Source organism: Pseudarthrobacter sp. NCCP-2145 (assembly GCF_023708005.1).
Classification (GTDB): domain Bacteria; phylum Actinomycetota; class Actinomycetes; order Actinomycetales; family Micrococcaceae; genus Arthrobacter; species Arthrobacter oxydans.
On record NZ_BRCG01000005.1, the window covers coordinates 80,892 to 101,369 of the forward strand.

Here is a 20,478-nt window from a genome sequence, read left to right on the forward strand (position 1 = left end):
CCGGCGTCCCGCCGTCAGGAGCAGCAGCATGATCGGCATCTGGGCCCTCGCCGCCTACCTTGCCGTCATCCTGCTGTGGACCACCGTGTTCAGGCGCAGCGTGGGGGAGGCGATGATCCTCGGGTTCCTGGCCGTGCTTCCCTTCACGGGGGCGGCAGCGGCGCAGACCGGCTGGGATTCGCTGTACGCGGCAATCACCGATGACATTGTCTACGCCACCATGGCCTTCGTGTTCATGGGCTACCTGCTGGACAGAACCGGGGTCCTGGACCGGCTGATCGACCTGCTCAACTCCCTGATCGGCGGGGTCAAGGGCGGTCCGGCCTGGGTATCCACCGTGGCATCGGCGGGGCTGGGGAGCGTGGTCCACAACCAGGCCGCCATTGCCGCCACGGTGGGATCGGTGACCATCCCGTGGATGGAAAAGTCGCGGCTGGACAAGCCCTCGGCGGCGACGCTCGTGGCGGGCAACGCCGGCATGGGCATCACCTTTCCGTTCAGCGCCTCCATGTTCGTCCTGGTCGGTTCGGCCACCGTGGGGCCGCTGCTGGACATCAACGCCCTGGTCCTCCCGCTGCTGTTCGGCGGCCTCTGGTGCTTCCTGCACCGGCTGGTTGTCACCTGGCTGCTGGTCCGCAAGAGCGGCATGGCCCCGCTCAATGCCGCGCACCGGCTGCCCGTCCGGGCGGCGTTCGGCCGCGGCTGGGCCACGCTTCTGCTGTTTGTTGTGGTGGCCATCCCGCTGGTTGTCACCTCCGGCGCCATCGCCGAGGGGCTTTCGGGCTGGACCGGGGCGGATGTCACCAAGGCCGTCAGCGTCATCGTTTGGATTCCGGTGGTGCTGATCATCACCGGCCTCCTGCTGGGCCGGAAGAAGCTCCCCGCCGGCAGCCGGGAGTGGTGGGCGCTCCTGCAGGACTCCGCGCCCCGCTTCGGGATCGTGGGCGTCACCGTGGTGTTCGCGTTTGCCGGCGCCAACGCCCTGGCTGCCACCGGACTTCCCCGGCAGATGACCGAACTGCTCAACGGGATGAACCTGCCGCTGTGGCTCCTGGCCATCCTGATCGGCCTGATTGTCATCGCAGTGGCCGCGCCGCTGTCCGCGACGGCCACCATGGCCGCCGTCGGAACCGTCGGCGTGGCTGCCCTGGTGGCGGCCGGCGTCCCCGCGACCACCGCAGCCGTGGCCGTCCTGGTCTTTTCGTCCTGCGAGGCGGCGGTCCCGCCGGGCGGCGCCCCGCTGTACGTGGCGTGCGGCATCGCGGACGTGGACCCGGTCACCACGTTCCTCCGGCTGTTCACCCACTATGCCCTGCCGCTGCTGGGCATCGGCGTCCTGATCATCCTCGGCATCCTCCCCACTTTAAGGAATCCACCATGCACACCATCCGAAGGGCCGTCGAAGTCCTCTTCGTCCTGACCCTGGCAGCGCTGCTGGCCGGCGGCATGGTGTTCGTCGCCGGCCAGGCGATCGCCCTGGTGGCCGGCAAGGGCGATTGGCTCACATTGCTCAACGACACCATCAAGGCGCCCATGTGCATCGCGGCCTCCCTCTGCGCCGTGGCCGGGTTCCTGCTCAGCTACAAGCGCCGCCAGGACCAGGAACAGCCGCAGGAAGCGGAGGCGCGATGAATCCCGGAGAGGGGACCTACCCGTCCTTCGCGGATTTGCTCGAGCGTGAGGGGGCCTTGGCCGGAACCTCCTGGGGCCTCTTCCCGGACCCCACCCGGGGGACGCCGTCGTTCATTACTCCCCAGGCGGTGCTGGCGGCACGCACCTGCATCCGCACGGGCATGGCCTTTGGCCTGGACTATCCGGCGGATGCCTTTGATCCCGGCATGTCCCTCAAACGCGGCGCGCCCCGGCACACCATCTACTCCTCGCACCCGGCCCACCGCGACGACTTCCTGGACGGGTACTACCTGCAGGGATCCAGCCAGGTCGACGGGCTGCGGCACCGCCGGGCGGACGACGCCGGGTTCTACAACGGCACGCCGGACGAGCGAATCACCGAGGGCACCGCGGACCTGGGGATCCAGGAATGGGCGGACCATCCCATCGTGGGCAGGGGAGTCCTGGTGGACCTGGCCGGGTACCGGGCCGGGCAGGGCGCTCCAATTGACCATGCCTCCGGGGAACCCCTGGGCCTTGACCTGATCGAGGGGGCGATGGCCGCCCAGTCCGTGGACCTCCGGCAGGGCGACATCCTGATGCTGCATACGGGCTGGTGCGAATGGTTCCTTGGCCTGCAGCCGGAGGAGAAGCAGCGGATGCGGGACAGCAGGCGCGCCACGGGGATTGCACAGTCCGAGGAGTTCGTCGCCTGGGCCTGGGACCACCGGCTGGCGCTCCTCGCGGCGGACAACTTCGCCGTCGAATGCCTGCCCGCCGTGCCCGCAAGCCCTTACCGTGAGTCAGCGCCGAGCGACCACGGCATGATGCACCAGCAGCTCCTGGCCAAACTTGGCATGCCCCTGGGTGAACTGTGGCGGCTGGGTCCCCTCGCCCGGCATATGAGGAGTGCCGGCCAATGGGACGCCTTCATCACCATCAAGCCGCTGAACATCACCGGCGGGACCGGGTCGCCTGCGAACGCCACAGCACTGGTGTAAGGCGGCCACTGGCGCGACGGCGGGCTCCCTCAGAACTCGGTCCTAATTTGTATACATGTATGCATTTACGGCTAAAGTGGCTGTGGAGGTAACAACATGCCTGGTGCAACCACCCGCAACACCGGAGCGGATTTCGTCTACGACGAGCTGAAGCGGCAGATCATCAGCCTGGAGCTGAAGCCCGGGGAACGGGTTTACGAACCAAAGATGGCGTCTGCACTGCAGGTGAGCCGGACGCCGCTGCGGGAAGCCATCCGGCGGCTGGTCTCGGAGAGCCTCCTGGAACAGCAGCCCACCGGCGGCGTGGTGGTGCCTGCGCTGGACGAGGCAGCAATTTCCGAGCTGTACGAAGTCCGCGCGGCCATGGAATCACTCATGGCGCGGAACGCCTGCCTCAAAGCGACGCCGGCGGACATCGAGGCACTCGAAGGCATCCTGGAACGCAACGCTGCGATGGTTGGTTTCGCGGATGAGGCAATGAAGCAGGGGATGTCGCTGCACGGGAGGATCGCCGAGATCGCCGGCAATTCGTGGGCCCGGCGGTTCCATGACCAGGTCTCAAACCAGATGGAGCGGTACCGGCACTTCACCAACAGCACCCAGGAGCGAAGGGACCAGGCCCTGGCCCAGCACCGGACCCTGGTTGCCGCCGTGGCCGCCGGCAACCCGGACCAGGCTGCCAGGACGGCTTTCGAGCATGTCATGGGTGCCCGCGACGCGGCGGTCCGGGCCATGTCCGGCACCCCTGCATGATCGGCGAACTGGGGCGCCGGTCGACGGCGGCACTCCTGGTCCATTCCATGCTGATCCAGGCCCTGACCTTCCTGCTGCGGCCGGCCGCCACGTACCGTGCGCTGGAGCTGGACGTTCCCGGCTTCGCCCTGGGGCTCCTGGCGGCCAGCTATGCCGTCTTCCCACTGCTGCTCGCCGTCCCCACCGGTGGCCTGGTGGACCGCCTGGGTGAACGCCGCCTCATGGCGGCCGGAGCCGCCGTCGTCCTGGCCAGCGCGTCCTTCCTGCTGCTGTGGGGTACATCGATCGCCGCGCTGATCATCGGAACCGCCCTTCTTGGCGTCGGCCAGCTGACCTGCGTGGTGGGGCAGCAGGCGGTGGTGGCGAACAACGCCGCCTCGTCCCGGATGGATTCGGCGTTCGGATACCTCACCTTCGCGGCATCCCTGGGACAGGCGCTGGGTCCCCTGGCCATCGCCCTGGTGGGAGGGGCCGCCATCCGCCCGGACACCCAGGCGATCTTCCTCCTTTCGGTGTGCATGGGCCTGGTGCTCCTGGTGGCCACCTTCGGTATCTCGGCAACGGTCAGCGGCAGGAAGGGAAGGGCGGCTGCGGCGGGCGGCGGCAAAGGCAACGTTGCCGCGCTGCTGAAGACGCCCGGCGTGGCGCGGGCGCTCGCCACGTCCGCCACCGTCCTTGCCGTGGTGGACCTGACCATGGTCTATCTCCCGGTGCTTGGATCCGAACGCGGGCTCACGGCGGCAACCGTTGGCGCCCTGCTCGCCGTCCGCGCGGTGTTTTCCATGGTGTCCCGGATCCTGTTGGGGCACGTCTCCCGGAAGCTGGGGCGCAAGCGGCTGCTCGTGGCCAGCCTGGTGCTGTCCACCATCGCTTTGGCCGCCACGGCGGTTCCCATGCCGGTGCTTCTGCTCTTCGCGGTCATGGCCGTGCTCGGACTGGGCCTTGGCATTGGCCAGCCCCTCACCATGTCGTGGCTTTCGGCGCAGGCCCCCGCAGGGCAGCGCGGGCGTGCCCTTGCCCTCCGGCTCGCCGGGAACCGGGTGGGCCAGGTGGTGCTTCCCAGCGTTATCGGTGTGGCAGCGGCAGGAGTTGGCGCTGTGGGGGTTTTCCTCGCGTCAGCCGCCGCGGTGGGCGGGACCCTCCTGCTGCTCCGCGGCGTGCGCCTGGACTGACCGTGGTGCGTCCCCCGGGAGGTGCCGCACGGTTACGGCAGCCGCGACGGGCGGAGCAGGCTGGCCTCACCCGCCTGGGACGGGTCCAACGGCACGGGGCTGACAAGCACGGCAGGGCCACGGCGCAGCAGCCCACTTGAGAGGGCGCGGCACCGGATACCGCCGCGGCCCCGCATGGCCGGGTGGGCGCCGGGCGCCAGCATCTCGTTCATCCAGGCGCAGGGCTGGGCATGCCGGCCGCCGTGGAAAGCCACAGACTGCCCGCCCGACTCCAGCACAAAGTCCTGCCCCAGCAGGGGCACCAGGTGTGCGCCGCGGAGCACCACGTTCCGCCGGGCCAGGAGGGGATTGAACGGCTCTGCGCCCAGTTCGGCCGCGATGGCCTCCAGGGATTCGACGGCGAACAGGGTCACCGCGGCATCCATGTGCGCGGCCTTGCCGAAGAACCTGTCACCCACAATGCCCTTGCCCGCCACCACCTCGGCAGCATCGGCATCCGTGGTGGGCACGTCTGCGGCGCCGTCCCGCGCCCGGCCGAAGTAGGCGTGGGAGGGGGACACCAGCAGGTGCAGGATTTCGACGCCGTACCTGTACTCCTCCGTCATGCCGCGGGGGCACCGACGTAGGCGGCCAGGTGCTTGCCGGTGAGTGTCGGGGAGCCGGCCACCAGTTCAGCCGGCGTGCCCTCGAAAACGATCCGGCCGCCGTCGTGCCCTGCTCCCGGGCCAAGGTCGATGATCCAGTCCGCGTGGGCCATCACGGCCTGGTGGTGCTCGATCACGATCACGGACTTGCCCGACTCAACCAGCCGGTCCAGCAGGCCCAGCAGGTTCTCCACATCGGCCAGGTGCAGGCCGGTGGTGGGCTCGTCCAGGACGTACACGTCGCCCTTCTCGGCCATCTGGGTGGCGAGCTTGAGCCGCTGGCGCTCGCCGCCGGAAAGCGTGGTGAGCGGCTGGCCCAGGCTGAGGTAGCCCAGGCCGACATCCTCAAGCCGCGCCAGGATGGTCCGCGCGGCCGGCGTCTTGGCCTCACCTTCGGCAAAGAACGCTGCGGCTTCGGTCACGGACATGGCGAGGACCTCGGTGATGTTCCTCCCGCCCACCGTGTATTCCAGCACGGCGGCCTGGAAGCGGCGGCCCTCGCAGTCCTCGCAGGGTGACTCCACGGTGGCCATCACGCCGAGTTCGGTGAAAATGACGCCCGCGCCGTTGCAGGTGGGGCAGGCGCCCTCGGAGTTTGAGCTGAACAGTGCCGGCTTCACGCCGTTGACCTTGGCGAACGTCTTGCGGATGGGCTCCAGCAGCCCGGTGTAGGTGGCCGGGTTGCTGCGGCGCGAACCGCGGATGGCGCCCTGGTCGATCACCACCACGCCCTCGCGCTTGGCCACGGAACCGTGGATCAGGGAGCTCTTGCCCGAGCCGGCCACCCCGGTGACGACCGTCAGGACGCCCAGGGGAATATCGACGTCGACGTCCTGGAGGTTGTGCGTCGAGGCGCCGCGGACCTCCAGCACCCCGGACGCCTTCCGGGCGGCCTCCTTCAGGGCCGCGCGGTCCTCCAGATGGTGCCCGGTGATGGTGTCGCTGCTCCGCAGGCCCTCCACGGTGCCCTCGAAGCAGACCTCGCCGCCGTTGGTCCCGGCCCCGGGACCAAGGTCGACGACGTGGTCTGCGATGGTGATCATCTCCGGCTTGTGCTCCACCACCAGGACGGTGTTGCCTTTGTCCCGGAGCTGGAGCAGGAGCTGGTTCATCCGTTCGATGTCGTGCGGATGGAGGCCGATGGACGGCTCGTCGAAGACGTAGGTAACGTCCGTGAGCGAGGAGCCGAGGTGGCGGATCATTTTGGTGCGCTGGGCCTCGCCGCCGGACAGGGTGCCGGCCGGCCGGTCCAGGCTGAGGTATCCGAGGCCGATCTCCGAAAAGGAGTCGAGCAGGTGCTGGAGGCCCTTGAGCAGGGGAGCCACCGAGGGGTCCTTCACGTCCCGGACCCACCCGGCAAGGTCGCTGATCTGCATCTGGCACAGCTCGGCGATGTTCCTGCCGTTGATCCTGGAGGAGAGGGCCTGCTGGGTCAGCCGGGTCCCCTTGCACTCGGGGCAGGTCTGGAACGTGACGGCCCGCTCCACGAACCGGCGGACGTGCGGCTGCATGGCCTCGGGGTCCTTGGACAGCATGGACTTCTGGATCTTGGGGATGATCCCCTCGAAGGTCAGGTTGACGCCTTCCACCTTGATCTTGGTGGGCTCCACGTAGAGCATGGTGTCCAGCTGCTTGTTGGTGAATTTGGCGATGGGCTTGTCCATCGGCAGGCCCATGCCCTCGAACAATCGCCCGTACCACCCGTCCATGGAGTAGCCCGGAACTGTCAGCGCTCCCTCGTTCAGGGACTTGGTGTCGTCGTACAGTGCCGTGCGGTCAATGTCGCTGACGTTGCCCATGCCCTCGCAGCGCGGGCACATCCCGCCGAGGTAGACGGCATGGTTGACCACCGCCTTCTCCACCCGGCCGCCCTTGTCCGTGGACATGACGCCGCTGGCCTTCCGGGTGGGAACGTTAAAGGAGAACGCCGTGGGCGGGCCGGCGTACGGGGTGCCGAGCCGGCTGAAGAGGATGCGGAGCATGGCGTTGGCATCCGTGGCGGTGCCCACGGTGGACCGCGGGTTGGCGCCCATGCGCTCCTGGTCAACGATGATCGCGGTCGTCAGGCCTTCCAGGAAGTCCACCTCGGGGCGGGCCAGGTTCGGCATGAAGCCCTGGACAAACGCGCTGTAGGTCTCGTTGATCATGCGCTGCGATTCTGCGGCGATGGTGGCGAACACCAGGGAGCTCTTGCCCGAGCCGGACACCCCCGTAAACACCGTCAAGCGGCGCTTGGGCAGCTCAACGCTGATGTTCTTGAGGTTGTTCTCCCGCGCACCCTGCACCCGGATGAGATCGTGCGTGTCGGCGACGTGCAGCCCGTTGGCCTGGGTAGTGGTGCCGGTGTCCGTGCTCATCGGGTCTCCATCTGTTGGGCTGCGCTGATGTCCCTGCCGGGGGAGGCTGCGCCCGCAGCCTCCCCCGGCGTGGCTTGCTTCAATCCTTGCAGCCTACGGCTGCTGGTTGATCCGTACGGTATTCCCGGCCGGGTCGCGGAAGGCGCAGTCGCGGATGCCGTAGGGCTGGTCCACCGGTTCCTGCACGACGTCGGCCCCGCTCGCCTCCACCCTGGCGAAGGCGGCGTCGACATCCGGGGCGGAGAGGATGACGGTGGCGTAGGTGCCCTTGGCCATCATTTCGGTGATGGTGCGGCGTTCGTCGTCGGTGATGCCCGGATCCACGGCCGGCGGGTGGAGGACGATGGAAACGCCGGGCTGCCCGGCGGGGCCCACGGTGATCCAGCGCATGGCGCCGCGGCCCACATCGTTGCGGACCTCGAAGCCCAGGGCGTCACGGTAGAACGCCAGGGAAGCGTCGGGATCGGTGTGCGGAAGGAACGTTGAGGAGATGGTGATGTTGTCCATGGCAGTCATGCTAGTTGCGGTTCCGGAGCCGGCGCTTCTCGATTCCTGACCGGTCTGGTGACCTGCTTCGCCACGCACGCGGGGATGCCCGCCGTCGTGCTTTTTGCCTCCTGCTTGTAGGCGCTGGGCGGCATGCCCACCAGCTCACTGAAGCGGGTGCTGAAGGTGCCCAGCGAGGAACAGCCGACGGCGAAGCACACCTCCGTCACGGAAAGGTCACCCCGGCGCAGCAGCGCCATGGCCCGTTCGATCCGGCGGGTCATCAGGTAGCTGTACGGCGATTCCTGGTACGCGGCCTTGAACCTGCGGCTGAGGTGGCCGGCGGACATGTGGACACCGCGGGCCAGGGCCTCGACGTCCAAGGGCTGCGCGTACTCCCGGTCGATCCGGTCCTTGACCCGGCGCAGGAGCATCAACTCGCGCAGGTGGGGGTCGGTGGTCACCCTTCAGATGGTGCTACCTGGCGGGGGAGTTGTCCAGACTTTTGAAGGCGCGGACGCTGCGTAAAACGCCCCCTTTTTGCAGGGTATGATTATGCCGCCAGCCGGCATGAGGTCCTCGCCCGAACAGGGCTCGAGTCAACGCAGTGTTGGATGATGTCCGTTCAATGAGCAGTGGCATCCGGCGAAACCAAACCCCTTTTCATCACTGTCAAAGACCCTGCCCGGATACTGCGCGGGCAGCACCTGAAAGGACCCCATGGAACTGCTGTGGGAAATCGCCGGCTGGGCCGGCGCGGCTGCGATTCTCAGCGCGTACCTGGCCGTTTCCATGGGCTGGCTGAAGGCCGGCAAGGGATTCCAGACCGCGAACCTTGTTGGCGCGGTCGCCTTCATCATCAACGGCACCTTCCACGGCGCCTGGCCTTCCGTGGTGACGAATGTGGCCTGGTTCCTCATCTCCGCCGTGGCGCTTGTCCGGATGCGTCCCGAGAACAGCCCGGCGGCGGTGCCCGCGGATCCGCAGGTCCAGTTTCCGGGTGTCCCGGACACCACGGGCCAGATGGCCGTCGTCGAGGTCCTTACCGGTTCCATGCCAGTGGTCTCCATGCCCGCCGTCTCCATGCCTGCCATGGCTGACGGGCAGCGCCTGGCGCACTGACCGTCACATGATCCCGGTGGGCACCAGCAGTGCCCAGGCCAGCAGCGGCGCAGCCAGCACAACCCCGCCGGCGTAGATCATCAGCTGGCGGTAGACGCGCTGCCGGTCGTCCTCGCGGGCGTTGGCGACCACCAGCGCACCGTCGGTGGAGAACGGCGAAACATCCACCACGGTGGCCGCGATGGCCAGGGCGGCCACCGTTCCCGATGCGCTCAGCGTGCTGGTGGCCAGCAGCGGGCCGGCCATGGGAATGAACGCGGTCAGCAGCGCTGTGGAGGAGGCGAAGGCCGAGCCGACGCCGATGACGTAGCAAAGCACCAGGGCGATCAGAAGCGGGGCGCCCAGGGCAAGGGCCTGCTCGGCGAGGGTGTCGATGACGCCCACATGCTGGAGCAGCGAGACGTAGGTGATCATGCCCGCCACCAGCAGCACGGTGGACCAGGAGATGCCGCCGATGAAGGTCTGGTGTTCCTTGATATTGATCAGGGCCAGGAGGAGGCCGGCGGAGAGGGCCACGAAGCCGATCGGCATGTGGAAGCCCAGGGTGCACACCAGCATCACCACGATGAGCATCAGCGTGAGGATTTGCTGGCCGTGCGGACGGATGGTGCCGGGCGCAGGCATGCCGGTGTGGTGGCTGCCGGCGCCGTCGCGCAGTTTGCCCAGGAGTGCCAGCACCACGACGGTCAGGACCGAGAGGATGAGGTTGACGGCAAAGCTGGCAATGAACAGTGCACCCTGCGAAATGGGGAAGCCGTTTTCCTGGGCGATGTCGTGCACCAGCACCCCGGCCACGGACAACGGGGAAAAACCGCCCGCGTGGGCTCCGTTGATGATGAAGGCGCCCATCAGGACCGGGTGGATGCGCGATTCGTAGGCAAAGCCGATGGCCGCCGGCGCCAGGAGCGCGACGGCGGCCGGGGAGAAGGTTCCCAGCGCCGTGAGTGCGGCAGCCATGAGGAAGAACACCCAGGGAAGCATCAGCGTCCTGCCCCTGACGAGGCGCACGCAGGCCTGCACGATGACGTCGATGGTGCCGTTCCGCTGGGCCATGCTGAAGAAGTAGGTGACGCCGATAATCGTCAGCACGATGCTCGCGGGGAACTCCGCAAGGATCTCTTTGTCGGTCATGCCCAGCATGAAGTAGCCGACGCCAAAGGACGCAACCAGCCCCATCACCCCGATGTTCAGCGGCCACCGGGTCGCCACCACAAACATCACGACGAGGATGATGAGCGGGATGATCTGGACGGCGGTCATGGTCTGCTCCGGTTCCGTGGGGGCCGCCGGGCCGGGCAGGACCACCCCCAGTACGAAGGCAGCCAGACCCAGGACCGCGAGAGCGGCGAGTACCAGCAGAATACGGCGGCGGCGCCGGGGGCGCCCTGGCCGGTCTTCCGGGGTGTGCTCCACCGCGGGGGAAAGGGTTCGCTGCGGCGTGTTGCTCATGGTGGTTCTCCTCGGTGGTTGGCTCTACGCGTTCCTGGTTGCGGGCCGGCGGTAGACACGCAGGCCGTCACTGTGCAGGAACAGGGCGCGTCCTTTTCCTTCGTCCTGCTGGAGCCAGAGGAGGCTGCCGTCCAGGGCGAGCATGTCGATCCGTCCTGATGCGATGGGCCGCCCCTGGCGGTGGATTTCCACCTGGTCGCTTCGCGAAAGCTTGCACCAGTTGGGAACCGGTTCAGGAGAGAGGGGTGCGGCACCCCGTCCGACGGGCTGGGGACGGTTGTACAAGGTTTTCTCTTTCTCCTTGGTTGGGGGGTGTCCTTGCCGGACTGCCCTCGGAAAGTTCATGGGAGGAGGCAGGGTGACCGGTGGTCACCCTGCCTCCCTTGCGTGCTGTGGCGTCCCTGCGCCCGTCCTTCGGGCTACCTGTTGCGATGGAGTGCGGGAACGGCAGCACGCGGGCCGGACAAGAAGTCCGGCAGCCAGTGGGCTCCGGTCAGAGCTTGTCGGAGCGGACCGCCAGCACCGGGCAGGTGGCGTCGAGCAGGATCCTCTGGACGGTGCTTCCGAGGATGAGCTTTCCCACCATGGACCGGTGCCGAAGGCCGATCACGATCATGTCGACGTTGCGGTCCTGGGCGATCTGGATGACAGCATCCCCGGGATCAGACAGGACGGAGGATTCGATGGTCAGGCCCAGGCCGGCCTCGGCCAGCCGGGTTTCCAGCCCGCGCACTTCCTCCGGCTCCAGGTCGTGGTGGCCGCGGCCGATGTTCACAATCAGCAGGTCCGACTTCCTGAGGTGCGCTTCCTTGATTCCTTCTGACAGGGCTTCCCTGCCTTCTGAAGCAGGTGCATAGGCGACGAGTACCGTCATTTCTTTTCTCCAATGGCCAATGTGTGTGGCGGACGTCTAAACGAGGGTGTTGAACCAGCCCTGCGGCAGGTCGATCGGCAGCAGCGAGGGGAGTGCGAGGAGCACGAGGTACAGGACGCCTGTGTAGATCACGGCGACTTTCAGCCGCGCCCTTGCCACGACCAGCAGGAAGGCGGGGATGAAGATCGTTACCGCGATCAGGTACCCAAAGACGGCAGTCAGTGCGAGGAATCCGGTCATCCATGCGAACGTCTTGAACGCGAACCCTGCGTCAAGGGTCCAGCCTGCACCTTCGGTCCGTGCCCGGAGCCGGGTGCGGATCTCGGTGAACAACAGGATCCCGGAGAACACCAGGCCGCCGATACTCACCAGCTGCGGCACCAGCCGGGCTTCCGGCGAGAATGACGTGGACGATATCAGTGCCGCGGCGAAGGCCGCGGTGAAGATGCCTGCCGCAACGAGGGACCAGTTGGAGTTCTTCAGCGGAGCCTCGTCATCTTCGGGCTGTTCGTCCCTGTGGCCGTCGTCGAAGTTGGTCTTGCGGCGGGCGCGGATGAACTTGATGAAGGCCCAGATGATGGGGAGGACCAGAATTGCCAGGAACACCAGGACACCGGGACGCAGCATCCAGTCGAATCCTTCGTAGAGGCTGTCCGTCAGGAAGTAGTACCGCTCCAGCGGGATGGCCAGGACGAACCCGATCAGGAACGGTGCCCGTGGGAAGCCGGTGGACTTCAGGAGCCAGCCAAAGACGCCCAGGATGATCATGATCCAGAGGTCGCCGAGCTGGCCGCCTTCCTGGAAGGAGCCCAGGAGCATCACGGCCACCAGGCCTGCTGCCAGGACCGCGAAGGGAACCTTGGTGAGCTTGGCGAGCTGCTTGACGCTGAGGAAGCAGAACAGGGCGCCCAGGATCGAGGCGATCGCGAAGGACCACACGATCAGGTACATCAGGTCCAGGTGTTCGGTGATGATGGAGGGGCCCGGCTGGATGCCGTAGGTGAGGAGCATGCCCAGGAGCATCGCCGACGGGACACCGCCGGGGATACCAAACAGGAGGGTGGGGATCAGGTCTCCGGCTTCCACGGAGTTGTTGGCGCTTTCGGGGCCGACGATCCCGCGGGGGTCTCCCTTGCCGAACTTGCGCTTGTCCTTGGCCGTTGCGACGGCCTGGCCGTATGCCAGCCAGGTTCCGGCGGTGGCGCCGACGCCGGGCAGGACACCTGCCCAGATGCCGATGAGCGCTCCCCGGATCACCTGGGTCCAGTGGCTGAGCCATTCGCGGATGCCCCGGCCCCATCCCCCGCCCAGGCTGATGGTTTCCTTCTGTCCGCGGCGCTGGCTGGCACGTGAGGCGATTTCGGCCAGGCCGAAGATGCCCAGCGCCACGGCCACTAGTGACAGGCCGTCGCCCAGGAAGAGGCTGCCGAAGGTGAAACGCTCCTCGGCCGTGGTGGGCGAGGTTCCCACCATGCCCAGCACCAGGCCCAGGAGGCCTGCCGAGACGCCCTTGATGATGTTTCCCCGGGACAGTACGGCTGCCAGGGCGACGCCCAGGACGGTCAGCATAAAGAGCTCGGGGCTGGCGAAGGAGAGGACCAGCGGCCGGGCAAGGGGGATGGCCAGGGTCAGGCCGATGGCACCGATGATGCCGCCGGCCATGGAGGACAGGAACGCCAGGGTCAGGGCACGTGCGGCCTCGCCTTTCTTCGCCATCGAATAACCGTCGAGCATCGTGACGCTGGCGGAGGCGGAGCCTGGTGCCCCGAGCAGGACAGCGGAAACGGTGTCTGAGGTGTGCACGACGGCGAGGGCGCCGATGAGCAGGGCAAGCGCCTGGGGCGGTTCCATGCCGAACGTGATGGGCAGGAGGATGGCGACGGCGCCTGTTCCGCCGAGGCCCGGGATGAGTCCCATGACCAGGCCGGCCACGGTGCCGATCAGGAGCATGATGAGGAGGGAAGGATCAGCGAGGGATGCCAGCGCTGCCATTGCGGAGTCAAGCATGATGGTCCTTATTCAACGTGGATGTTGTATTTGTCCGCGAGCAGTCCCGTGACATAGGACCGGACGGAGCTGCTGACGGTGTAGGCCTCGCGGACCCGTTCGGCCACGCCGGAATCGGCCACCAGGGGATAGCCGCCGAGTACTTTGGCGGCCTTCTCCTGGAATGCCGGGTCCGTGCCGAGCTTTTCGCTGGACTCGCGCAGCAGCTGGTACGCCTTCTCGGGGGTTTCCTGCGGAACCCAGAGCCCCTTCTGGTACGTGTAGGTGAGTCCAAGGAGGGTCTTGTAGGCCTCGTACTTTTCACCTGAGGGCTTTGCTCCGTGCAGCGTCTCGTAAGCCTCTGCAACTGTGGGAACGTCCGGAAAGTTCGGGTCGCGGACTACTTCCCCGGCCTCGTCCAGCTGGCCGAAGGACATCAGGACAACGGCTTTGCCTTCCTTGGCGATGCCTTCGACCGCCGAGCCGTAGGCCGAGGTGGTCTGGTAGTCCAGATCGATCTCTCCGCGCTGGAGGGCCAGGTTGACGGGTCCGCGGCCTTCGAAGCCGAAGGTGCTCGTGACATCCGCCTCGAGCAGGTCGAAAGCCACCAGGGTGGTGATGTCCAGGCCCGTGGCGCTGATGCCGCCGAATTCCAGCGGGGTGTCCCTGTTGATCAGGTCCTGCACGCCGGCCACCCCGGCTTCAGCCCGGGCGTAGATGACGCCGCCAGTTCCGTTGACGACGACGGGCTTCAGGTCTTCGAACGAGTACTTCACCGCTGAGCGGCCCAGCACCCAGGGCACAACCGTCGATGCGGTGCCCACCAGGATCTCGGTCCCGTCAGTCTTGGCGGAGCGGGCGAACCGGTTGGTCCCGAGGATGCCTTCACCGCCGGCTTCATTCACGGGGGCAAAGCCGGGGCGGCCGGCCACATAATTGGTGAGCTCTGTGCCGATGAAGCGCGCCCACGTGTCCGTGCCACCGCCGGATGCCAGCGGAATGAGGAATTCGAGGGTCTCGCCGCTGAAGTCGCCGTCTTCGGTGCTGGAGGGCGGGTTCAGCAGGCTTCCGCCCAGGACGGTGGTGGCAGTTCCAAGCAGTGCGAAGGCTCCTACTGCGGCAAGGATCGTGCGCCGGGAGTGCTTCGGGGGATCTGGCAGCTCTGTGTGTTGGGTCTGCTCTGCAGGGTCGGCAGCGCCGTCCGGGGAGGTTCCGGGCGGCTCCAAGGATGACTTATTGCTCGTCATTGAGGAATCCTTTGGGGTTGGTGCCTTCCTTCCATGAAACACCAGTCCGGTGCAGCTGGGCGGGGAGGCTGTTGGGGGTTACCAGGTCTGTGGAAGCAGCAGTTCCGCGTCAGCGATGCGGCGGGCGCTTCGGAGGGTGCCGACGACGGGGACGCCGTCACGTACTTCCGCCCATGTCTGGACGATGCCGGCCGGTGTCCGCATGGTCAGGCCTGAGGAGGGATCTGTGGCGAGCAGGTCCCGGACCACCGTGCCCTCATGCTGCGCGGCCATGGTCAGGGCTACGCTTCCGGTGATCGCGAGGGCGGGATGGAGTCTGCCCATGGACAGCATTCGGACAACAAGGTCAGCCTCGTCGTCAGGCGATGCCGTGGCCACGATCGCCAGCTTGGGGATGGCCCGCTCGGCCTCGGCCCGGCTGGCCGCAAGACCCATGCGGACGGCCGCGTCCCTGCGCACGTCATCGAGGTGCACCAGCAACGCCGCCTGGCTGTCGATGTCCGCCGCGGTTTCGTGGCCCGTGAGCCCGATGGACGCGGCGTCGAGGATGATCAGCGGTGCCCCGGCATCAATGAGCGTGGCGGGAACCTGCCGGCCGTCGAAGGTCACCTTGTCCAGGGGCTCGCCGGTGGGAAACAGCTTCCCGGTGGTGCGCCCTGCAGGGTCGAGGAAACCCATGCCCACCGGAAGCCCGGGGAAAGGAACGCCCGGGATCAACTGGGTCCCGGGATCCTGGAGTGCGCCACCGGGGGTGGGGACTTTCTGCAGGATGAGCTGATCGGTGTTGGTGTTCAGCGTCCTGACCGAGGTGCTTTCCTGGCCGGGCTCCACCCAGCCGCGCTCTATGGCGTACGGTGCCACCACTGCCGAGCAGTTTCCGCAGTTGCTTCCCCAGTCCACCTTGTGTTCATCTATGGCCACCTGGGCGAACGTGTAGTCAACGTCAGCATCCTCGCCCAGGGAACGGGAGAGGATGACTGCCTTGCTCGTCGTGGATGTCCCGCCGCCCACTCCATCCACCTGCCGGTGGTCGGGGCTGCCAAAGAGGCGGAGGAGGACCTCGTCCACGCTTTTTCCGGGGACCTGGAGGTTGTCCCATTCGAAGACCCAGCACTTGCTGGTCCCGCCCCGCATCCACACTGCTGGGATCTTAAACATGATTGCCCTTCACATCCTTGTGGGCCCTTCAATGGGCCATCAAGCCTTACCGGCTTTCACCAGTGTGATCCGGGTCAATGATGAATTACAAACGCCAAATTTTGCATATCTATGCACTTTTTCTTCAATCACAAGCACAGCTGCCCGCGCACTTTTAGCCCTTCTGCAACGGAAGCGGCGGAGCCGGCATCGGCGGGGGCGCGATTTCTAGGTCTGCATGAAGCAGGGGCCTAGAATGGTGAGGGGTATGTAACAAAAACTTCAATCGGAGGGCTGCCATGTTGAACGTCCGGAGGCTTGAACTGCTGCTTGATGTCGTTGAGCTCGGGTCGATCACCGCTGCGGCGGAAAAGCATGTGTACTCGCCCTCCGGGGTTTCCCAGCAGCTCCGGCGCCTGGAAGCCGAAATCGGGCAGCCCCTCCTGCAGAGGCAGACGCGGGGCATGGTCCCCACGGATGCCGGACACGTCCTTGCCTCCCATACGCGGCGCATCCTCCGGCAGATGGCAGCGGCCGAGGCCGACCTTGCGGAAATCGCAGGCCTTAACCGGGGCAGCCTCACCATGGGAACCTTCCCCACGCTCGGAGGCTCGTTCCTCCCCGTCGTCATCAGCCGATTCAAGAAGGAGTACCCGGCCATCGAGCTGCATGTCCGCAGCAGCCGGTTCGAGGACCTGATTGAGATGCTGGAGAACGGCCAGGTGGGAATGTCACTGCTGTGGGACTACGAATGGAACCGGATGAATCCGGAGGACTTCGCCCTGACCGCGGTGTTCGAGGACGCCACAGCGCTGATTGTCGGCAAGGACCACCGCCTGGCCCGCCGGAAGCAGGTGGCCATGGCGGACCTGGCGGACGAGGAATGGATCGTCCGCGGCCAGGAACACCCTGTCGTGGAGGTCCTGCAGCGAAGTGCCAGCGCTGCCGGATTTACGCCCCGGATCGCCTTCCACGCCAATGACTACCAGGAGGCCCAGGCCATGGTCAGTGTTGGCCTGGGCATCGCGCTGGCGCCCCGGACCGCCGTCGTCAATAAACACCCCGGCGTGAGCATCGTTTCGCTGGGCTCATCGGCCCCGTCCCGGCGGGTCCTGCTGGCGCACCGCCATGACAGGGTCCGTGCTGCTGCCGAAATTGCCTTCCAGACGACGCTCCTGGAGGTCGCAAAGCATTCGACGGCCGACTCCCGGTGAGGACGTGCGGAACACCGGCGCGAAGAAGATCGTCCATATAGCTGCACTTATCTGCCATGGGCGGCCAGGAGTGATGGGCATAGTGTGAAGTAGTGATGAACCCCGAGACCTCCATGCCGATCGGGCTGGGGACCCTTGAGATGCCCAGCGCCGGGATGCTGAGCGCCGCGCACCGGCCGCACGAACGGGCGCTGCAGTTCCCGCCCATGAGCAACACGGAGGACCGCCACAAAAGGTGGCGGCTCACCAGCCAGTACATGGAACACGACGGCGTCCCGGCGGTGCCGGTCTCCGGGGAAATGCATTTCAGCCGCTTGCCCCGGTCCCGCTGGGAAGAGCGGCTCCGGCTGATGAAGGCCGGAGGGATCACGGTGGTGGCGTGCTACATCTTCTGGATCCACCACGAGCCGGTTGAAGGCGAGGCACGCTTTGACGGCAACCTGGACGTGGCTGCGTTCGTCCGGCTCTGCGCTGACGTTGGCCTGGACTTGGTCCTGCGCCTGGGCCCCTGGTGCCACGGCGAGGCCCGCAACGGCGGCTTCCCGGACTGGGTGCAGGCCGCGCCGGTGGCACACCGGACCAACGACCCCGCGTACCTGGCCATGGTGGAGCGCTGGTTCACCCGCATCGGCAAGGAACTGCACGGCCTCACCGGCCCGGACAGCAATGTCATTGGCATCCAGCTGGAAAATGAGCTCTACGACCAGCCCCGGCACATCACGGAGCTCAAGAAACTGGCCAGGGCGGCCGGGCTGGGCGCACCCGTCTGGACGGCAACCGCCTGGGGCGCGGCTGACATCCCTGAGGTCGACGTCATGCCGGTCTTCGGTGGCTACGGGGACGGCTTTTGGGTTGACGCCGACGCCCCGTGGGACCCCACCTTCCGGGAACACTACTTCTTCAGCCACGAGTGGGATGACCCGGGGATCGGTGCGGACCTGCGTGAACACTTCTCGGGAAGCGGTGCTGCACCGGCCCGTTCCCAGTCCACGCTCTATCCGCCGGCAACCTGCGAACTCACCGGCGGCATGGCCACGGCCTACCAGCGGCGGCCATGGCCCGGCGGCAAGGACGTTGCGGCGGTGGCCAACACCAAGATCGGCAGCGGCTCCGCGTGGCAGGGCCATTACATGTTCACCGGCGGAATTAATCCCCCGGGCGGAATGCAGGAGTCCCAGGCAACGGGCTACCCCAACGATCTTCCGGTGTTTGACTACGATTTCCACGCCCCCATCGGTGCGGCGGGACGGCTGGCGCCGAGCTTCGCCGAACTGCGGAAGCAGCACGCGTTCCTGGCGGCGTTTGGTGCCCGGCTCGCCCCGATGCCGTCCACCCTGCCGGACACACTTCCTGCAAGCATTGATGACGCGGCCACGCTCCGCTGGGCCATGCGCTCGGACGGTGGTTCCGGCTTCCTGTTTGTCACCTGGCACCAGCCGCACATTCCCCTGCCGGATTACCCGGGAGCCCAGTTCAGGCTCCTCCTGGACGGGGAAACACTCATTTTTCCGCGCGGAGGCCTCACCATTCCTGCCGGAACCATCGCGCGCTGGCCCGTCAATCTGGATGTGGCAGGTGTCCGCCTTCGCTGGGCAACGGCGTCGGCCTTCACACTGCTGGACCCGGACGGTGCACCCACGCTGGTCCTCGCCGCCGAGGAAGGGATAGTGCCGCAACTGTGCGTGCCGGAAGGAACCGTTCTGGAGGGGCCGGCAACCGCGCTGGGCGAGGGCGTGTACGCCGCCGACAGCGGCGGTCCGGTCACGTTGACGGCGAGCTCGGACGCAGGCTCTTTGGCCATTCTTGTCCTGCCCTCCCGCCTGGCCGGCCAGGCGTGGGCGTTGGAAACACCGCGGGGGCGGCAGCTGGTCCTGTCCGCAGGCCCGCTCTGGGTTGGAGCGGACGGCCGCCTGGCCGGCAGGTCGCAGGGAGAACCCGCCGTGCGGCGCTACTCCACCGCGGACGGCGGGTTCGAGGTCGTGCGGACAGGCACCTTGAAGCCTGAAATCTTTCGCCGGACGCTGCCTGCCGAGCGGATCCGCGCCGCGAAGTCCGTTCCGGCGTCGTTCGGCTCCCTAGCGGGCCGCGCTGCCGCACCTACGGAGGCAGACGTTGACGAGCTGGCAGCTGTTTATGCGGTGGATGTGGCGGGGGCGGACCTGGCCGGGGACCATACGGAACTGGAGGTTTCCTGGGCCGGGGATGTTGCCCGCCTGGTGGTTGACGGAACCGTGGTGGCGGACAGGTTCTGGGATGGTTCTCCATGGATTATCGAAACCAATGACGCCGGGATACGCCACGGCTCGGACGTAAGGCTCCAGATCCTGCCGCTCCCGAAAGATGCAGAGGTTGGGCTGCCGGCCGAGGCGCAGCGCCGGCGGGACGCGGTTGCCGGTGACCTGGTTTCCCTGGACAGCCTCGAGCTCCTCCACTGGATTGGGTGGACGGAGGAACCCGCCTGAGCTGCCGCCTTGTGCCATAGCATAGACACTTCGTGGCGGAAGGAGTGCGGGGTGGAGCGGGCAGCGGGGTTCCCCAACCAGCGCTTGGTGGTGGTTCCCCGGCCGCTGGTCCGGGAGGCGCTGGAGCGTCCCATCACGCGGCGTCTGGTGGTCACCGATGCCGGCGTTTTTCCTGCTGCCGAAGAGCACGGGCGGTACCGCCCCCAGGGCGCGGAGGAAACCATCGTCATCCTCTGCGTCGCGGGGGCGGGGTGGGTGGAATCCGGCGGTGCGCGGTACGACGTCGGCAAGGCGACCGCCGTCGTACTTCCCGGCAACACCGGTGAGGCTCATGCCTACGGTGCCTCTGCTGAGGACCCCTGGACCATCTGGTGGTGCCACGTCCGCGGCTCCGATGCCGCCGAACTCGTTGAAGAATCCGGGGTGCGCGCCGGCAGGCCCCTTATTCCGCTGGTGGCCGTGGACCGGCTGACCGCAATGATGGACGAGATCATCACTGCCCTGGAGCAGGACCAGTCGCCGGCCCGCCTGGTAGCGACCGCGGGAATGGCGTGGAAGCTGCTGGCCACCCTGGCGGTTGACCGTCGCCTCCCGGAACAGGGAACGCCGCTGCAGCAGGCCATGAAGTTCCTGGAGGACCGGGTGGACGGCGCCATCCGCCTGCCGGACCTGGCCAGGGTGGTGGGTGTTTCGCCGTCGCACTTGAGCAAGCTGTTCCGGGAGGCGACGGGCGGGGGTGTGCTGGCCCATCACACGGCTTTGAAGATGGCCCGGGCCAGGCTCCTGCTCGACACAACAGACCTGACAATTGCGGAGGTGGGCCGGGAGATCGGGCTGGCAGACCAGTTCTACTTCTCGCGCCAGTTCCGCCGGCTGCACGGGGTGAGCCCCAGCGCGTACCGGGCGGAACGGAAGGGGTGAGGCGGTTGTGGCTTTCCAGGCCTTCCGTAGAGGACCGGCCCG

19 protein-coding genes are annotated in these 20,478 nt (G+C 67.0%); 9 read left to right on the plus strand and 10 right to left on the minus strand.

Annotated elements, in window-relative coordinates; genetic code table 11:
• Window positions 1–28: 28 nt before the first annotated feature.
• The 5 genes from NFU08_RS05890 to NFU08_RS05910 all read left to right on the plus strand — a co-directional run bounded on the left by NFU08_RS05890 (window position 29) and on the right by NFU08_RS05910 (window position 4,537).
• Window positions 29–1,420, plus strand: coding sequence for a TRAP transporter large permease subunit (locus NFU08_RS05890; RefSeq protein ID WP_251421318.1), 1,392 nt, complete (start codon window positions 29–31; stop codon window positions 1,418–1,420).
• Window positions 1,378–1,632 (plus strand): hypothetical protein, encoded by a 255-nt coding sequence (locus NFU08_RS05895; RefSeq protein WP_251421320.1) that lies wholly within the window; start codon window positions 1,378–1,380, stop codon window positions 1,630–1,632. Before NFU08_RS05890 ends, NFU08_RS05895 begins: the two co-directional genes overlap by 43 nt.
• On the plus strand, window positions 1,629–2,612 hold the full coding sequence (locus tag NFU08_RS05900; RefSeq protein ID WP_251421322.1) for a cyclase family protein: 984 nt from the start codon (window positions 1,629–1,631) through the stop codon (window positions 2,610–2,612). The genes NFU08_RS05895 and NFU08_RS05900 overlap by 4 nt, the downstream gene beginning before the upstream one ends.
• A 96-nt stretch (window positions 2,613–2,708) precedes the next feature.
• On the plus strand, window positions 2,709–3,365 hold the full coding sequence (locus tag NFU08_RS05905) for a GntR family transcriptional regulator (RefSeq protein WP_174180751.1): 657 nt from the start codon (window positions 2,709–2,711) through the stop codon (window positions 3,363–3,365).
• Window positions 3,362–4,537, plus strand: coding sequence for an MFS transporter (locus tag NFU08_RS05910; RefSeq protein WP_251421324.1), 1,176 nt, complete (start codon window positions 3,362–3,364; stop codon window positions 4,535–4,537). Before NFU08_RS05905 ends, NFU08_RS05910 begins: the two co-directional genes overlap by 4 nt.
• A gap of 32 nt (window positions 4,538–4,569) precedes the next feature.
• On the opposite strand, the gene NFU08_RS05915 is transcribed toward NFU08_RS05910, so the two are convergent.
• From NFU08_RS05915 to NFU08_RS05930, 4 genes are all read right to left on the minus strand, one after another.
• A complete protein-coding gene (locus NFU08_RS05915; protein WP_174180747.1) occupies window positions 4,570–5,142 on the minus strand; it encodes an MOSC domain-containing protein in 573 nt (190 codons plus the stop codon).
• Window positions 5,139–7,538, minus strand: coding sequence for an excinuclease ABC subunit UvrA (locus NFU08_RS05920; RefSeq protein WP_251421327.1), 2,400 nt, complete (start codon window positions 7,536–7,538; stop codon window positions 5,139–5,141). The genes NFU08_RS05915 and NFU08_RS05920 overlap by 4 nt, the downstream gene beginning before the upstream one ends.
• Before the next feature lie 93 nt (window positions 7,539–7,631).
• The gene (locus NFU08_RS05925) at window positions 7,632–8,054 is read right to left on the minus strand and encodes a VOC family protein (protein WP_251421330.1); all 423 of its coding nucleotides are present in this window, start codon (window positions 8,052–8,054) and stop codon (window positions 7,632–7,634) included.
• Window positions 8,051–8,458 (minus strand): helix-turn-helix transcriptional regulator, encoded by a 408-nt coding sequence (locus tag NFU08_RS05930; protein ID WP_174180815.1) that lies wholly within the window; start codon window positions 8,456–8,458, stop codon window positions 8,051–8,053. The genes NFU08_RS05925 and NFU08_RS05930 overlap by 4 nt, the downstream gene beginning before the upstream one ends.
• Before the next feature lie 286 nt (window positions 8,459–8,744).
• Here NFU08_RS05930 and NFU08_RS05935 point away from each other — a divergent pair, with 286 nt between their 5' ends.
• Complete coding sequence (locus NFU08_RS05935) at window positions 8,745–9,146, plus strand: YgjV family protein (protein ID WP_174180741.1); 402 nt, start codon at window positions 8,745–8,747, stop codon at window positions 9,144–9,146.
• 3 nt (window positions 9,147–9,149) lie between these two features.
• On the opposite strand, the gene NFU08_RS05940 is transcribed toward NFU08_RS05935, so the two are convergent.
• The 6 genes from NFU08_RS05940 to NFU08_RS05965 form a co-directional block, all read right to left on the minus strand.
• On the minus strand, window positions 9,150–10,595 hold the full coding sequence (locus NFU08_RS05940; RefSeq protein WP_251421333.1) for an SLC13 family permease: 1,446 nt from the start codon (window positions 10,593–10,595) through the stop codon (window positions 9,150–9,152).
• Window positions 10,596–10,619: 24 nt separating this feature from the next.
• A complete protein-coding gene (locus NFU08_RS05945; protein WP_251421337.1) occupies window positions 10,620–10,880 on the minus strand; it encodes a hypothetical protein in 261 nt (86 codons plus the stop codon).
• A gap of 208 nt (window positions 10,881–11,088) precedes the next feature.
• Window positions 11,089–11,469 carry a universal stress protein gene (locus tag NFU08_RS05950; protein ID WP_174180735.1) on the minus strand — a complete coding sequence of 127 codons (381 nt, stop codon included), beginning with the start codon at window positions 11,467–11,469 and terminating at the stop codon, window positions 11,089–11,091.
• 36 nt (window positions 11,470–11,505) lie between these two features.
• A complete protein-coding gene (locus tag NFU08_RS05955; protein WP_174180733.1) occupies window positions 11,506–13,476 on the minus strand; it encodes a tripartite tricarboxylate transporter permease in 1,971 nt (656 codons plus the stop codon).
• A gap of 8 nt (window positions 13,477–13,484) precedes the next feature.
• The gene (locus NFU08_RS05960; protein ID WP_251421340.1) at window positions 13,485–14,702 is read right to left on the minus strand and encodes a tripartite tricarboxylate transporter substrate binding protein; all 1,218 of its coding nucleotides are present in this window, start codon (window positions 14,700–14,702) and stop codon (window positions 13,485–13,487) included.
• Between the two features lie 78 nt (window positions 14,703–14,780).
• Complete coding sequence (locus NFU08_RS05965; RefSeq protein WP_174180729.1) at window positions 14,781–15,860, minus strand: PrpF domain-containing protein; 1,080 nt, start codon at window positions 15,858–15,860, stop codon at window positions 14,781–14,783.
• 278 nt (window positions 15,861–16,138) lie between these two features.
• On the opposite strand from NFU08_RS05965, the gene NFU08_RS05970 reads away from it, so the two are divergent.
• The 3 genes from NFU08_RS05970 to NFU08_RS05980 all read left to right on the plus strand — a co-directional run bounded on the left by NFU08_RS05970 (window position 16,139) and on the right by NFU08_RS05980 (window position 20,436).
• Entirely contained in the window at window positions 16,139–17,053 is a 915-nt protein-coding gene (locus tag NFU08_RS05970) for a LysR family transcriptional regulator (RefSeq protein ID WP_251421344.1), read from the plus strand.
• A 95-nt stretch (window positions 17,054–17,148) separates the two neighbouring features.
• Window positions 17,149–19,515 carry a beta-galactosidase gene (locus NFU08_RS05975; protein ID WP_251421604.1) on the plus strand — a complete coding sequence of 789 codons (2,367 nt, stop codon included), beginning with the start codon at window positions 17,149–17,151 and terminating at the stop codon, window positions 19,513–19,515.
• 51 nt (window positions 19,516–19,566) lie between these two features.
• Window positions 19,567–20,436: an AraC family transcriptional regulator gene (locus NFU08_RS05980; protein ID WP_251421347.1), complete on the plus strand. Its 870-nt coding sequence runs from the start codon at window positions 19,567–19,569 to the stop codon at window positions 20,434–20,436.
• Window positions 20,437–20,478: the final 42 nt, after the last annotated feature.

Bases quoted from the DNA above. Each gene is read 5' to 3' on its own strand.
- NFU08_RS05890 (WP_251421318.1), top strand. From the start codon at position 29: ATGATCGGCATCTGGGCCCTCGCCGCCTACCTTGCCGTCATCCTGCTG.
- NFU08_RS05895 (WP_251421320.1), top strand. From the start codon at position 1,378: ATGCACACCATCCGAAGGGCCGTCGAAGTCCTCTTCGTCCTGACCCTG.
- NFU08_RS05900 (WP_251421322.1), top strand. From the start codon at position 1,629: ATGAATCCCGGAGAGGGGACCTACCCGTCCTTCGCGGATTTGCTCGAG.
- NFU08_RS05905 (WP_174180751.1), top strand. From the start codon at position 2,709: ATGCCTGGTGCAACCACCCGCAACACCGGAGCGGATTTCGTCTACGAC.
- NFU08_RS05910 (WP_251421324.1), top strand. From the start codon at position 3,362: ATGATCGGCGAACTGGGGCGCCGGTCGACGGCGGCACTCCTGGTCCAT.
- NFU08_RS05915 (WP_174180747.1), bottom strand. From the start codon at position 5,142: ATGACGGAGGAGTACAGGTACGGCGTCGAAATCCTGCACCTGCTGGTG.
- NFU08_RS05920 (WP_251421327.1), bottom strand. From the start codon at position 7,538: ATGAGCACGGACACCGGCACCACTACCCAGGCCAACGGGCTGCACGTC.
- NFU08_RS05925 (WP_251421330.1), bottom strand. From the start codon at position 8,054: ATGACTGCCATGGACAACATCACCATCTCCTCAACGTTCCTTCCGCAC.
- NFU08_RS05930 (WP_174180815.1), bottom strand. From the start codon at position 8,458: ATGCTCCTGCGCCGGGTCAAGGACCGGATCGACCGGGAGTACGCGCAG.
- NFU08_RS05935 (WP_174180741.1), top strand. From the start codon at position 8,745: ATGGAACTGCTGTGGGAAATCGCCGGCTGGGCCGGCGCGGCTGCGATT.
- NFU08_RS05940 (WP_251421333.1), bottom strand. From the start codon at position 10,595: ATGAGCAACACGCCGCAGCGAACCCTTTCCCCCGCGGTGGAGCACACC.
- NFU08_RS05950 (WP_174180735.1), bottom strand. From the start codon at position 11,469: ATGACGGTACTCGTCGCCTATGCACCTGCTTCAGAAGGCAGGGAAGCC.
- NFU08_RS05955 (WP_174180733.1), bottom strand. From the start codon at position 13,476: ATGCTTGACTCCGCAATGGCAGCGCTGGCATCCCTCGCTGATCCTTCC.
- NFU08_RS05960 (WP_251421340.1), bottom strand. From the start codon at position 14,702: ATGACGAGCAATAAGTCATCCTTGGAGCCGCCCGGAACCTCCCCGGAC.
- NFU08_RS05965 (WP_174180729.1), bottom strand. From the start codon at position 15,860: ATGTTTAAGATCCCAGCAGTGTGGATGCGGGGCGGGACCAGCAAGTGC.
- NFU08_RS05970 (WP_251421344.1), top strand. From the start codon at position 16,139: ATGTTGAACGTCCGGAGGCTTGAACTGCTGCTTGATGTCGTTGAGCTC.
- NFU08_RS05975 (WP_251421604.1), top strand. From the start codon at position 17,149: ATGAACCCCGAGACCTCCATGCCGATCGGGCTGGGGACCCTTGAGATG.